General features: G+C 66.7%; 14 protein-coding genes and 1 other RNA gene. 11 read left to right on the top strand and 4 right to left on the bottom strand.

What is annotated here, in order from left to right:
* The first annotated feature begins 36 nt into the window (after positions 1 to 36).
* The 10 genes from ctaD (at position 37) to ACV7JP_RS10690 (ending at position 8,643) form a co-directional block, all read left to right on the top strand.
* Positions 37 to 1,698: a cytochrome c oxidase subunit I gene (ctaD, locus tag ACV7JP_RS10645; RefSeq protein WP_457795656.1), complete on the top strand. Its 1,662-nt coding sequence runs from the start codon at positions 37 to 39 to the stop codon at positions 1,696 to 1,698.
* Between the two features lie 95 nt (positions 1,699 to 1,793).
* Positions 1,794 to 2,726, top strand: a complete 933-nt coding sequence (locus tag ACV7JP_RS10650; RefSeq protein ID WP_457795657.1) for a heme o synthase — start codon at positions 1,794 to 1,796, stop codon at positions 2,724 to 2,726.
* A gap of 11 nt (positions 2,727 to 2,737) precedes the next feature.
* The gene (locus ACV7JP_RS10655; protein ID WP_457795658.1) at positions 2,738 to 2,920 is read left to right on the top strand and encodes a hypothetical protein; all 183 of its coding nucleotides are present in this window, start codon (positions 2,738 to 2,740) and stop codon (positions 2,918 to 2,920) included.
* Position 2,921: 1 nt separating this feature from the next.
* The gene (locus tag ACV7JP_RS10660; protein ID WP_457795659.1) at positions 2,922 to 3,515 is read left to right on the top strand and encodes a cytochrome c oxidase assembly protein; all 594 of its coding nucleotides are present in this window, start codon (positions 2,922 to 2,924) and stop codon (positions 3,513 to 3,515) included.
* A 71-nt stretch (positions 3,516 to 3,586) separates the two neighbouring features.
* Positions 3,587 to 4,477, top strand: a complete 891-nt coding sequence (locus ACV7JP_RS10665; protein WP_457795660.1) for a cytochrome c oxidase subunit 3 — start codon at positions 3,587 to 3,589, stop codon at positions 4,475 to 4,477.
* 93 nt (positions 4,478 to 4,570) lie between these two features.
* On the top strand, positions 4,571 to 4,948 hold the full coding sequence (locus ACV7JP_RS10670) for a DUF983 domain-containing protein (RefSeq protein ID WP_457795661.1): 378 nt from the start codon (positions 4,571 to 4,573) through the stop codon (positions 4,946 to 4,948).
* Positions 4,945 to 5,682, top strand: a complete 738-nt coding sequence (locus ACV7JP_RS10675; RefSeq protein WP_457795662.1) for an SURF1 family protein — start codon at positions 4,945 to 4,947, stop codon at positions 5,680 to 5,682. Before ACV7JP_RS10670 ends, ACV7JP_RS10675 begins: the two co-directional genes overlap by 4 nt.
* A 92-nt stretch (positions 5,683 to 5,774) precedes the next feature.
* Positions 5,775 to 7,181, top strand: a complete 1,407-nt coding sequence (thrC, locus tag ACV7JP_RS10680; protein WP_457795663.1) for a threonine synthase — start codon at positions 5,775 to 5,777, stop codon at positions 7,179 to 7,181.
* Between the two features lie 14 nt (positions 7,182 to 7,195).
* Positions 7,196 to 7,792 carry a GNAT family N-acetyltransferase gene (locus tag ACV7JP_RS10685; protein WP_457795664.1) on the top strand — a complete coding sequence of 199 codons (597 nt, stop codon included), beginning with the start codon at positions 7,196 to 7,198 and terminating at the stop codon, positions 7,790 to 7,792.
* Between the two features lie 89 nt (positions 7,793 to 7,881).
* A complete protein-coding gene (locus tag ACV7JP_RS10690) occupies positions 7,882 to 8,643 on the top strand; it encodes a WecB/TagA/CpsF family glycosyltransferase (RefSeq protein WP_457795665.1) in 762 nt (253 codons plus the stop codon).
* Between the two features lie 96 nt (positions 8,644 to 8,739).
* On the opposite strand, the gene hisG is transcribed toward ACV7JP_RS10690, so the two are convergent.
* The 4 genes from hisG to ACV7JP_RS10710 all read right to left on the bottom strand — a co-directional run bounded on the left by hisG (position 8,740) and on the right by ACV7JP_RS10710 (position 12,923).
* On the bottom strand, positions 8,740 to 9,705 hold the full coding sequence (hisG, locus tag ACV7JP_RS10695; protein ID WP_457795666.1) for an ATP phosphoribosyltransferase: 966 nt from the start codon (positions 9,703 to 9,705) through the stop codon (positions 8,740 to 8,742).
* Positions 9,702 to 10,850: an ATP phosphoribosyltransferase regulatory subunit gene (locus tag ACV7JP_RS10700; protein WP_457795667.1), complete on the bottom strand. Its 1,149-nt coding sequence runs from the start codon at positions 10,848 to 10,850 to the stop codon at positions 9,702 to 9,704. Before ACV7JP_RS10700 ends, hisG begins: the two co-directional genes overlap by 4 nt.
* Positions 10,851 to 11,018: 168 nt before the next feature.
* Positions 11,019 to 12,026 carry a hemerythrin domain-containing protein gene (locus ACV7JP_RS10705; protein WP_457795668.1) on the bottom strand — a complete coding sequence of 336 codons (1,008 nt, stop codon included), beginning with the start codon at positions 12,024 to 12,026 and terminating at the stop codon, positions 11,019 to 11,021.
* A 111-nt stretch (positions 12,027 to 12,137) separates the two neighbouring features.
* Entirely contained in the window at positions 12,138 to 12,923 is a 786-nt protein-coding gene (locus ACV7JP_RS10710; protein WP_457795669.1) for a bestrophin-like domain, read from the bottom strand.
* A 194-nt stretch (positions 12,924 to 13,117) separates the two neighbouring features.
* Here ACV7JP_RS10710 and ffs point away from each other — a divergent pair.
* Positions 13,118 to 13,214, top strand: an RNA gene (gene ffs, locus ACV7JP_RS10715) — signal recognition particle sRNA small type.

Here is a 13,214-nt window from a genome sequence, read left to right on the forward strand (position 1 = left end):
CGACGCAAGACAACATAAGACATCGAGGAAAAAACGATGGCGAGTTCGACTGCCGGAGCGCATGACCACCCCAGGGGGCTGCGCCGCTTTCTCTTCTCCACGAACCACAAGGACATCGGCACGCTCTACCTGATCCTCGCCGTCATCGGCGGTCTGGTCGGTCTGCTGATGTCCATCGCGATCCGCGCCGAGCTCATGTATCCGGGCATCGGCGTGTTTCCCGGTCTCGCGCAGTTGATCAACCACGCCGATCCGTCGATGGGCCTCGACGCCGGCAAGAACCTCTACAACGTCTTCATCACCGCACATGGCGTGCTCATGATCTTCTTCATGGTCATGCCCGCGCTGATGGGCGGTTTCGCCAACTGGTTCGTGCCGATCATGATTGGCGCGCCGGACATGGCCTTCCCGCGCCTCAACAATATTTCCTTCTGGTTCCTCGCCGTCTCGCTGATCCTTCTGGTCCTGTCGATGTTCGTCGAGGGCGCGCCGGGCATGATGGGCTTTGGCGGCGGCTGGGTGTTCTATCCGCCGCTTTCCTCGAATATCGGCCATCCCGGCCCGGCGATGGATTTCGTCATCCTGTCGCTGCATCTCGCCGGCGCCTCGTCGATCCTCGGCTCGATCAACTTCATCACGACGATCTTCAACATGCGCGCTCCGGGCATGACGCTGCATAAGATGCCGCTCTTCGCCTGGGCCATGCTGGTGACGGCCTTCCTGCTGGTGCTGACGCTTCCGGTCCTCGCCGGCGCGATCACCATGCTGCTGACGGACCGCAATTTCGGCACCATGTTCTATGATCCGGCCGGCGGCGGCGACCCGCTGCTGTTCCAGCATCTGTTCTGGTTCTTCGGCCATCCGGAAGTCTATGTGCTGATCCTGCCGGCCTTCGGCCTCATCAGCCACATCGTGTCGACCTTCTCCAAGAAGCCGGTCTTCGGCTATCTCGGCATGGCCTACGCCATGGTCGCGATCGGCTTCCTCGGCTGCATCGTGTGGGCGCACCACATGTATACGGTCGGCCTGTCGCTGAACGCGCAGCGCTACTTCGTCTTCGCCACCATGGTCATCGCGGTGCCGACCGGCATCAAGATCTTCTCCTGGATCGCGACGATGTGGGGCGGCTCGATCTCGTTCCGCGCGCCGATGGTCTGGGCGATCGGCTTCATCTTCGTGTTCACCATGGGCGGCGTCACCGGCGTCGTTCTGGCGAACGCCTCGGCGGACCGCCAGCTCCACGAAACCTATTTCGTGGTGGCGCATTTCCACTACACGATGTCGCTCGGCGCGGTGTTCGCCGTCTTCGCGGGCTTCTATTACTGGTTCCCGAAGATGACGGGCTATCTCTACAACGAGACGCTGTCGAAGTTTCACTTCATCGTGCTCTTCATCGGCATCAACCTGACCTTCTTCCCGCAGCATTTCCTTGGCCTCGCCGGCATGCCGCGCCGCTATATCGACTATCCGGACGCTTTCGCGCTCTGGAACTATATCTCGTCGATCGGCGCCTTCATTGGCGGCCTCTCCATGCTGATCTTCTTCTATGCGGTCGTCGAGGCCTTCCTGAAGAAGCGTGAAGCGGGCGCGAATCCGTGGGGCGTGGGCGCCACGACGCTGGAATGGACGCTGCCTTCGCCGCCGCCCTTCCATCAGTTCGAAGTGCTGCCGCGCATCTCCGGACCCGGCCACCAGTAACCCGACATGGGCCGGCGCGCGTCCTTCTCGCGCCGGCCTCCCTCAGCGTATTTCGCGGTCTCGCCGCGTATTTGTCCCTTCGAGGCAACCCAGCGATGAGCGACGCTTCCTATCTCGACGACGCCAACGCCCCTCACATTCCCGTGGCGGCGCCGTCGGATTATTTCCGTCTGCTCAAGCCGCGCGTCATGTCGCTCGTCGTGCTGACGGCGCTCGCGGGCGTTCTGCTGGCGCCGGTTCCGCCGCATCCGCTCATCGCCTTTACGGCTTTGCTTGCCATCGCCGTCGGCGCCGGCGCCGCCGGCGCCCTCAATATGTGGTACGACGCGGATATTGACGCGATCATGGCGCGCACGGCGCAGCGTCCCATTCCGGCCGGCCGCATGGAGCCGGAGTCGGCGCTGGCCTTCGGCCTCGTTCTGTCGATGCTCTCAGTGTTCACGCTGGGCTTCGCCACCAACTGGCTCGCGGCCGCGCTGCTCGCCTTCACCATCTTCTTCTATGTCGCCATCTATACGATGTGGCTGAAGCGCGCGACGCCCCTGAACATCGTCATTGGCGGCGCGGCGGGCGCGCTCCCGCCCATGGTCGGCTATGCGGCGGCGACCGGCGAGGTCGGCCTCGCCAGCATCGTTCTCTTCGCAATCATCTTCGTCTGGACGCCGCCGCATTTCTGGGCGCTCGCGCTCATGAAGCATGACGATTACGCGCGCGCCGGCATTCCGATGATGCCCAATGTGTTCGGCCCCGATCGCACGCGCCTTGAGATCCTCGCTTATTCGACCCTGCTCGCGCCCCTCGGCGCGACCCCTTGGCTCATGGGTTTTGCGTCGCCGGCCTATGGCGCCGTCTCGGTCGTTTCGGGCGCCTATCTGCTCTGGCTCGCCCTGCAGGTCTACCGCAAGCGCGAAGGCGATTCGGCCCGCAGAGCTTCGCTGAGGCTGTTCCTTTTCTCGATTTCCTATCTCTTCCTGCTGTTCCTCGTCATCGTCGGCGAGCGCGCGCTACATCTCGCCGGCGTCGTCTAAGGGGAGGTGAGATGAGCATCGAACAACAAGACAAGGCTGCGCCGCAGAACGGCGTCGTGCTGACGCCCGAGCAGGAGAAAAGCCGCCGCGCCCGCAACATCGCCATCGGAATCATGGTCGCCCTTCTGGCCGTGCTGTTCTATGCCGTCACGCTCGTAAAGCTCGGCGGCGCCGTCGCCAACCGGCAGATCTGACATGACCGAGCCCGCCCGCCAGACCAATAAGAGCCCCCGCGCCATCGCCGCGGCGCTCATTGCCGGCTCGGTGGGCATGCTCGGCCTGTCCTTCGCCTCCGCGCCGCTCTACCGCGCCTTCTGCGCCGCGACCGGCTTCGGCGGCACGCCGCAGATCGCCAAGGCGAATGCGGCCAGGCAGGGAGAGCGCCGCCTCGCCGTGCGCTTCGACGCGAATGTGGCGCGCGACCTGCCTTGGCGCTTCGAGCCGGAAGTCCCGAAAATCTCCTTGCGCACGGGCGAAACGGCGACCGTCTATTACAAGGTCGTCAACAATGCCGGCGAGGAGACGAGCGGGCAGGCGGCCTATAATGTGAGCCCCGATCAGGCGGGCGCCTTCTTCGTGAAGGTTGCGTGCTTCTGCTTCGACGAGCAGCGCCTCGGCCCGCATGAGACGGCCGAATGGCCCGTCGTCTTCTATCTCGATCCGGCGCTCGAAAAAGACGAAGCGATGCGCCGCGTCGAGGAGATCACGCTTTCCTATTCCTTCTATCCGACCAAGACGCCGGCGAAAGCCAAGACCAGCGACGCGGCCGGGCAGAAGCCCAAGTCCTGACCCCCGGCGGCGCCGGGGGCGCATAAACCTGGAACACGCCGGGCGACCGGCGAATGACGAGGAAAATAGATATGGCCGACGGACACGCGAAACCCCAACACGACTATCATCTCGTCGATCCGAGTCCGTGGCCGATCGCCGGCGCCTTCGCCACGCTCTTCACCGCCATCGGGGCCATCATGTGGATGGCGCAGCACAAGGGCGCGCCGATCCTTGGCCAGACCTGGGGCGGCACGCTGTTCTTCGCCGGCCTCGCCGCGATTCTCGGCGTCATGTACGCCTGGTGGAGCGATGTCGTCCGCGAGGCGCAGGTCGAGGGCCATCATACGCCGGTCGTGCAGTTGCATCACCGCTACGGCATGATCCTCTTCATCCTCTCCGAGGTGATGTTCTTCGTCGCCTGGTTCTGGGCTTTCTTCAACTCGTCCATCTTCCCGGACGATGTCTGGCAGACGACCCGCACCGAGCTCTTCCAGGGCGTCTGGCCGCCCAAGGGCATGGAAGTGCTGAGCCCCTGGAAGCTGCCGCTCCTCAACACCATCATCCTGCTCACTTCCGGCGCGACGCTCACCTGGGCGCATCACGGCCTGCTGCACGGCAATCGCGATCAGCTCAAGAAGGGCCTGATCGCGACGATCGGCCTGGGCCTCTTCTTCACCCTGGTGCAGGGCTATGAATACGCCCATGCGCCTTTCGCCTTCTCCTTCGACCCCGCGCATCCGGCGGCCACGAATTACGGCTCGACCTTCTTCATGGCGACCGGTTTCCACGGCTTCCACGTCATCGTCGGCACGATCTTCCTGATCGTCTGCCTCATCCGCGCCTATCGGGGCCATTTCAAGCCGGACCAGCATCTCGGCTTCGAATTCGCGGCCTGGTACTGGCACTTCGTCGACGTGGTCTGGCTGTTCCTCTTCTGCTGCATATATGTGTGGGGGAACTGGGGCGGCACGATGGAGTAGGCGCGCGGCGCGTCCCGCGCGCCCCGCCCCCTCTCCGAATACCGACGGTCACGGCGCGCCGTGGCCGTTTTGTTATGAAAAGCGAGCTTGAAGATGGCGGAAGAGCAGATTTACCCTCCGGCGCGAGTCTATATTGACGGTTTGCTCGGCAGGTGCCCGCGCTGCAGCAAGGGCCATATGATCCGCGGCCTGCTGAACGTGGCGCCGAAATGCGAGGTTTGCGGCCTCGATTTCTCTTTCGCCGACACGGGCGACGGCCCCGCCATTTTCGTCATGACCATCGCCGGCTTCATCATTGTCGGCCTCGCCTGGTATATCGAGGTCGTCTATCAGCCGCCTTACTGGGTCCACGCCCTCATCTTCCTGCCTTTCTCGGCGCTGGTCTGCATCGGCCTGCTGCGGCCGGCCAAGGGGCTGCTGATCGCCCTGCAATATTTCAACAAGGCGGAAGAGGGCCGGCGCGAATCATGAGGCGCGCCGCGCGGGCGCTGCTGTGGCCGGGGATCGCGACGGCGCTCGCCTTCGCGCTGCTCGTTTCGCTCGGCTCCTGGCAGATGCGGCGCCTCGGCGAGAAGGAGAGCCTCATCGCCCGCGTCGAGACGCGCGCCCATCTCGCCCCGGCGGCGCTTCCGGCGCGCGATCAATGGGCCGCGCTGACGCCGGAAAATTACGAATTCACCCATGCGCGCGCCTCCGGCCGCTATCTCGAAGGCCGCGACGCGCTGATTTTCATGAAGCCGCCGGAAGGCTTCGGCCGCGAGCCGGGCTATATGGTGGTCACGCCCTTCGAGCTCTCCTCGGGGGGCGCGGTTCTCGTCGAGCGCGGCTTTGTTCCGGCCTCGCGGGCGGAGGACGCCGCCGGCCGCGCGCCGCCTTCGGGCGAGATCGAAATTTCCGGCCTCCTGCGCGCGCCGCAGACGCGCAACATGTTCACCCCCGCCGACACGCCGGAGCGCCGCATCTGGTTTACGCGCGACCCCGGCGCCATGGCCGCGGCGCTGGGCCTTGCCGGCTCGGCGCCCTTCACCCTCGCGCTCGAGGAGCCTGCCGCCGCCGGGCCGAACGGCTTTCCGCGCCGCGTCGCGGCCATCCCCGAATTCGTCAACAACCACCTCTCCTACGCCTTCACCTGGTACTCGCTCGCCGCCGCGCTGCTCGTGGTTTTCGCGCTCTATGCGCGCGGAAGGCTCGCCCGCGGCGCCTGAGCGGTCGCCGAGAGCGCCTTGCGGCGGCGGCGAATATGTTATGAAAGGAAGTGGCGCGCTTCCCTCGCGCCTCCTGCCTGACGGATTCAAAATTGCGCTATCTTTCGACGCGCGGCGAGGCCGCGCAGCTCGCCTTCGACGACGTTCTGCTCGCCGGCCTCGCGACCGACGGCGGCCTCTACGCGCCTTTCGCCTATCCCCATGTCGCGCCGAAAGACATCGCGGCGCTCGCCGGCGCGCCTTACGCCGAGGCGGCCGCGCGGCTCATCGCTCCTTTCCTGACCGACGAGGGCGCCCGCGCGGCGCTGCGCGAACAGACCGAGTCCGCTTATTCGACCTTCCGGCACCGCGCCATCGCGCCGCTGACGCAGATCGGCGACAATCTCTTCGTGCTCGAACTGTTCCACGGCCCGACTCTCGCCTTCAAGGATCTGGCGATGCAGCTTCTCGGCCGCATGATGAACGACGTGCTGGAGAAGCGGAATTTGCGCGCCACCATCGTCGGCGCGACATCGGGCGATACGGGCGCGGCGGCGATCGAGGCCTTTCGAGGCCTTCCGCGCGTCGACGTCTTCATCCTCTATCCGCATGGCCGGGTCTCGGACGTGCAGCGCAAGCAGATGACGACGGTCGCCGACGACAATATCCACGCAATCGCCCTGCAGGGGACGTTCGACGATGCGCAAAACATTCTGAAGCGGCTTTTCCGCAATCAGTCGTTCCGCGAGCGCGTCGGCCTCGCCGGCGTCAATTCGATCAACTGGGCGCGCGTGGTCGCGCAGACGGTCTATTATTTCACGAGCGGCGTCGCGCTCGGCGCGCCGCATCGTCATCTGTCCTACGCTGTGCCGACCGGCAATTTCGGCGACGTGCTCGCGGGCTATATCGCCAAGCATATGGGCCTGACGGTCGAGCGCCTCATCGTCGCGACCAACGCCAACGACATTCTCGCCCGTGCGCTGGCGACGGGCCGCTACGAGCCGCGCGGCGTGACGCCCACGCAGTCGCCGTCCATGGATATTCAGGTGTCGTCCAATTTCGAGCGCCTGCTGTTCGACGCGACGGGTCGCGATCACGCCGCCGTGCGCGCCGCCTTCGCCTCGCTCGACCAATCCGGGGCTTTCGAGATTCCCGCGGCCGCGCTTTCGGCGATCCGCGCCGAATTCGACGCCCTGTCGGTCGGCGAAGCCGAGACCACGGACGAGATCGCGCGCGCCTGGCGCGAGGCGGGCTATGTGCTCGATCCGCATACGGCGACCGGCGTGCGGGCCGCGCGCGCGCGGCTCGCGCAGGATCCGGCGACGCCCGTCGTCGCGCTCTCGACCGCTCATCCGGCGAAATTTCCCGAGGCGATCGAGCGCGCCATCGGGCATCGGCCGCGTCTGCCCGACGCGATCGCGGCGCGGCTTGAAGGGACGGAGCGATTTACCATTCTCGAAAATGACGAGGCGCGCGTGGCCGCGTTCATCTCAGAGCGCGCGCGCGCGGCCAAGGCATGACGGCGAGTTTCAGCATGGCTCTCTTTGGCGTCATCGGCCGACGCGACATGCCCATTCGGGGCGACGGCGTCTATCTGCGTCCCTCCGAGATGCGCGACTATGTCGAATGGTCGACGCTGCGCGAGAGAAGCCGCGCCTTTCTCACGCCCTGGGAGCCGATCTGGCCGGTCGACGACCTCACCCGCGCGAGCTTCCGCTATCGCGTGCGCCGCCATGCGGAGGAGATGGCGCGCGACGAGGCCTATTCCTTCTTCATCTTCCGCGAGGAGGACGACGCGCTGGTCGGCGGCCTGTCCTTCGGCCATGTGCGGCGCGGCGTCTCGCAGGCGGCGACGCTCGGCTATTGGATGGGCGAGCCCTATGCCGGCAAGGGCCATATGACCCGGGCCGTGCGCGCGGCCTGCGCCTATATTTTCGAAAAGCAGGGCCTGCATCGCATCGAGGCCGCCTGCCTGCCCAATAACGAGCCCTCGCGGCGGCTTCTGGAGCGCGTCGGCTTCAGGCAGGAAGGCTATGCGCGGGCCTATCTCAACATCAACGGCGAATGGCGCGACCATCTGCTGTTCGCGCTCCTGGAGACCGACCCGATCCCGCCCGGCAAGCCCGGCTGAAGCCGCCGTTGACCATGCTGAAAGGTCGCTGCTGAGCCTCGGCGAGACTTCGCGTAAATTTGCGCGGGTTCGTGAAGCAGGAAGTCGCCGTGACCATTGATGACGTTGAAAAATTGCTCGTCGGCGGCGCCGACGTCGCGCGGCTCGGCCTCGAAGAGACGGCGCGGCTGATGCTCGATCTCGCGAAACGGCCGGCGCGGGAGCGGGGACCCTATTACCTGTCCTCCGTTAACGGCGAAGTGCTGGCGCGCCGCTTCTTCGACAGGGAGTTTGCGGCGCTCGTCGATTGCGCGGATTTGATCGCGGCCGACGGCCAGCCGCTCGTCGCGGCGTCGAAAATCCTTTCGAAAAAGCCGCTGCCGGAGCGCGTCGCCACGACCGACCTGTATCCGATCGTCGCCCGCATGGCGCAGGAGACGGGCGCGACCTTCTATCTGCTCGGCGCCAGCGAGGAAGTGAATCGCGCGACCTATGAGAACACGCTGCGCATGGCGCCGGGCGTGAAAATCCTCGGCCGCTCGCATGGCTATCTGAAGGGCGCCGAGCTGGCGGCGAAGCTGGAGGAGATCAATGCGCTCGCGCCGGACATTCTCTGGCTCGCCATGGGCGTGCCGCTGGAGCAGCAATTCGTGCGCGACCATGCGCGCCGGCTCAAGAATGTGAAGATGATCAAGACCTCGGGCGGGCTCTTCGATTTCATCGCCGGCGCCAAGAAACGCGCGCCGCAATGGATGCAGAACGCCGGGCTCGAATGGGCGTTTCGTTTGGGGTTGGAGCCGAGGCGCCTGTTGAAGCGCTATCTGACGACCAATCCGGTCGCGGCGTTTCTGCTGCTGACTCAGACGCGGTGATTCATCCGTCATTGCGAGCGAAGCGAAGCAATCCAGAGCCGTGATGGGGCGCTGGATTGCTTCGCTTCGCTCGCAATGACGGCGGACGGACTGAAACTATTTCTCCAAACGTCCCGCCAGCTTCCCCCACAGCGCATTGCCTGCGAGGAAGACGTAATCGAGCCTCGCGCTCGTCACGCGTTGGGCGCCCTTGGCGATCAGCCAATCGGCCAGCGCCGCCACCTGGCTCGTCGGACAGGCGAAGATCGCGGTTTCGCCATTGCGATCGCGCAGGACGGCGCCGAATTTCGTCAGCGCCTCCTGCAAGCCTTCCTCGTTCAAAAGCGCGGCCGCGCGCACCTCGCGCGTCGTGCGCGCCACTTCTTCCGCGGCGATGCGCGAGAGGATGACGCGGGCGGCTTCGCGCGCGGTCTCGCTCCAGCGTGCGCCGAGCGAGGCGACGAGATTGGCCTGCGAGCGCAGGATCACGCCGTCGTCGAGCACTTTGAGCGCATTGGCGGCGAGCGTCGCGCCGGTCGTGGTGATGTCGACGATGAGGTCGGCGGAGCCGGCGGCCGGCGCGCCTTCGGTGGCGCCGGAGCTTTCCACGATGCGATAGTCGCCGACGCCATGCTGCGCGAAAAAGCGGCGCGTCGTGTTGATGTATTTCGTCGCGACGCGCAGGCCGCGGCCATGTCTGGCGCGGAAGCCCTCGGCGATGTCGGCGAGATCGGCCATGACGCGCACGTCGATCCAGGCCTGCGGCGCGGCGACGACGACATTGGCGTGGCCGAAGCCGAGCGGGGCGAGCAACTCCACCTTGCGCTCCGGATCGGCGATCTCCTCGCGCAGGAGGTCTTCGCCGGTGACGCCGAAATGCACGTCGCCGCGCGCCAGACGGCCGGTGATTTCGGACGCCGACAAATAGGCGATCTCGGCGCCTTCGAGGCCGGCGATGGCGCCGCGATAGTCGCGCGCGCCGCGTCCCTGCGTCAGCTCGAGCCCGGCGCGGGCGAAAAAGGCGTTGGCGTTTTCCTGAAGGCGGCCCTTGGAGGGCGTCGCCACGATGAGTTTCTGCGTCATGCCGCGACTCCCGCGCGCGCGGCGCTGTCCAGGCGGTCGATCCAGATGGCGGCGCCGACGGCGGGAATGTCCGCCTCGGCGCCGAGCGTCTTCAGCAGGCGGTCGTAACGCCCGCCGCCGATGACGGGCTCGCTTTCGGCGGCATGGCGCGCCTCGAAGACGAAGCCCGAATAATAATCGAGATGGCGGGCGAAGCTCGCGGAAAAGGCCATGCTGTCGAGATCGAGGCCGCGCGCGGCGATGAAGCTCGCGCGCGTGTCGAAGGAATCGAGCGCCGCCGTCAGGTCGAGCTTCGCGTCTTCGGCGAGCTTGCGCAAAGCGGCGGAGGCGATGTCGGGCGCGCCCTCGATCGCGAAGAAGGCTTCCGCCAAAGCGCGCTTCTCGGAGGAAACGCCCACGCCTTCGGCGAGCGTCGCCTGATCCAGGAAGCGCTCGGCGATCTCGGCCGCGCTGCGGCCGCCCACCGCCGCGATGCCGGCGATGGAGAGAAGATCTTCCACGAGCCGGCGCGCATCGGCCGGATCGGCCTTGGTCAGCGCCGCGAGGACGCCCGCCTGCTCGGCGCCGTTGCGCCGCGGCGGCGTGAAAATATCGGCGACGGACTGGCCGCGCGCATGTCCCGTCTCGACGCGCCGGCGCCATGCCGGGGGCAGGTCGAGGCCGTCGAGAAAGGCCGCGACGAGACCGGCGTCGCCGATGCGCACGGAAAGGCCCCTGGCGCCGGCGGCCCGAGCGGCGTCGAGCGCCGCGCCGAGAATCTCGGCGTCCGCCGCCTCGCGATCGTCGCGTCCGAAGCTTTCAATTCCCGCCTGCAGGAATTCGCCGTCGCCGGCGGCGCCGTGCAGCGGGGCGCGGAAGATCGAGCCGCCATAGGCGAAGGAGGCGGCGGCGCCCGCCTGCGCGGAGGCGAGATAGTCGAGGCAGACGGGGATCGTATATTCGGGCCGCAGGCAAAGCTCCGCGCCCGAGGCGTCGCTCGTCAGATAGAGATGGCCGCGAAAATCCTCGCCGGAGCGGTCGAGAAAGACGCCCGCCGGCTGCAGCAGCTTCGGCTCGTGGCGCGCAAAACCCGCTTGCTCGAAATGCGCGAGAAGGACCGCAAGTCGGTCCGTGGCCTGACGGGTCTGTGATGTGGCGGCGGTCACGCGCAATTTTCCTTCCCGATTTTGCGCTTTCTTTAGCAACTGCCCCGCCGCGGCGCACCCGCTTTCGGCGCGAAAGGTGAACGCCGGCCGCCCTTTTTCGCGCCCGCAAAAGAAGAGCCGCGGCGCCGGCCGCGGCTCGATCGGTCTTCAATGCGCGACGGCGGACCGTCAGCGCCGGTGCTCCCAGCCCCGGCGCGCGGCCTCCGAATGGCGCTTGGGATCGCCGTGCCAGCCGCGCTGCTCCTGGCCGCCGCCGCGTCCCATGGCGCCCCGGCTCTCGTCGCGGCGGCCCGCCTCGTCCCGGCTCGCGCCGCGCTCGGATTCGCGCGCCCGCGCGCCGCGCATTTCGCGGCCTTGCCGCTCCTGCCAGCCGCGGCCTTCCTCCTCGCGGCCGCCGCTGCCGCGCGCCGCGCGCCGCTCGTCATAATAGCCGCGCTCGTCGCGTTCCGCCGCCTCCTCGTCCCAATCCGCGCCTTCCTCACGGCCTTCCCACGCGCCCCGGCTCTCCGGGGCCGCGCGCCCCCGCCGCATCTCGCGCCCTCGGCCACGGGCGCCGGCGCGGCCGGGCGGCTCGGTCCAGATTTCTTCCTCCTGGGCGAGCTGAATATGCAGCGCCTTGGGCTGCGGCAGCAGCAGCTCCTCGGAAAATTCGTCCATCAGCTCCTCGCGCCGCGTCATCATGCGCTGGCCGAGCCTGTCCGTGTCCACGCCGCCTTCGAGCGCCTTGGCGAATATGCTGTCCGCGTTCTTTTCCTCCTCCTGTATGTGGTGGCGGATATATTCCGCGAGCACCATCACCTTGGCGTCGAAGAAGGGATCGTTCTGGGGCGCGCCCATCGCGATCTCGGCGATCAATATCTTCGCCGTGTCGTGCTCCACCTGCGCTTCGTCGAGCAACGGGTCGTCCACATGCTCGCGGCAGGCCGGGTAGAAAATCTCCTCCTCCAACTCGGCGTGAATGGTCAGCTCCAGGCAGATCTGCTGCGCGATCTTCGATTTCTCGGCGCGCCGCTTCGCTTGCTCATATCGATCGAACAGCTCCTCGACCCGCCTGTGATCCGCCTTCAGCATCTCGATGGCGTCCGCCTTCCGCTTGCCGCCATTGGCGCTCGGCTTCTCCTGCGCGCTCTTTGCGGGAATGTTTTCGTCGTCCCGCTCGTCCATTTGCCTCGCCATTGGGATCCCTCGACGCTCAAGCCAGCAACGCCCCGCTCAGCCGCATGAAGCGGGTAACGCGGGGCCTGCTTGGCCTGTTCCAAAGGGCTGCCGAAGCTGTTTTGAGAGCCGTCACCTCCCGGGCAGCTTCTCCAGCAATTGCTCCAGAGGCTCGGAGCTGACGGCTTTCGGCGGAGAATAGGGTTCCTCCACCGCCGCGACGAGCGCGATGGCGACCACGGCCGCCGCCGCGAAAAGGGCTTGGGCGAGGAGCTGCGGCCGCGCCCGGTCGAGATGCACGGCGGCGAGGCTCGCCTGGGTGATGAAGGCGATGAGGATGATCGCCGCCCATTTGCGGTCGTCGGGATAGGCGCCGGCGATGGCGAGCCGCTGCTCGCGCGCCGAGCGCAGTTTCATCACCGTATCGATCAGGGCGCGCTGGAAGGCGGGCTCGATCCTGGCGCTGCTCGCGGCGCGGGTCAGCGTATTGAGCGCCGCCTCGGCCTCGGGCGATTCCTCGCCGTTTTCCATCGCCTTCCATTCGAGCCCGACGACGGCCTCCACATAGCCGCGAACGGCGCGCGGAAGATCGCTGGCGTCGCCGCCGTGATTTTCGCCCAGGGCGGAAAGCGTCGCCAATTGCTCGCGCTCCATCGCGATCTCGCGATAGGCGCGCCGATTGGCGTCCCAGACATCCTGCGAGAGAAAGGTCATCAAGAGGCCGAAGAGCGTGGCCGGCACGCCGACGAAGGGCGGGGCGACGCCCTTCCAGCTCGCCATCATGGGCGCCAGCGGCGAGGCGAAGGTGAGCCAGCAGAGAAACAGCGCGAAGAGGGCGAAGGCGCCGCCGAGCGTCAGCGCCATCATCTCCGTCGACTGCGTCATCCAGAAATGAAGAATCTCGATGTGAACGAGCACGCCCGCCTCTCCGCAAATCATTCTCGGCCGCCGGCATAGGACATGAAGCGGCAGCCGCGCCAGCGCTTTCTCGGGCTCGCGGAGAGCGGTCGGGGCGACGGGCGGCGATCCACGCCTCAGGCAGGAGGCCTTCGTCCGATTTCCCCTAGCGGGCGCCCCTTGCGTCGGCGCCGATCCTCTGCCACATAGGGGCCGGGAGGTTGGCGTTGGACGTTTCACTCGCCAACCGGGTCAGATCCGGAAGGAAGCAGCCCTAACGAGCTTGAGCGGGTCTTCGTCCAGCCTCCTACC

It is taken from the genome of Methylocystis sp. S23 (genome assembly GCF_054106005.1).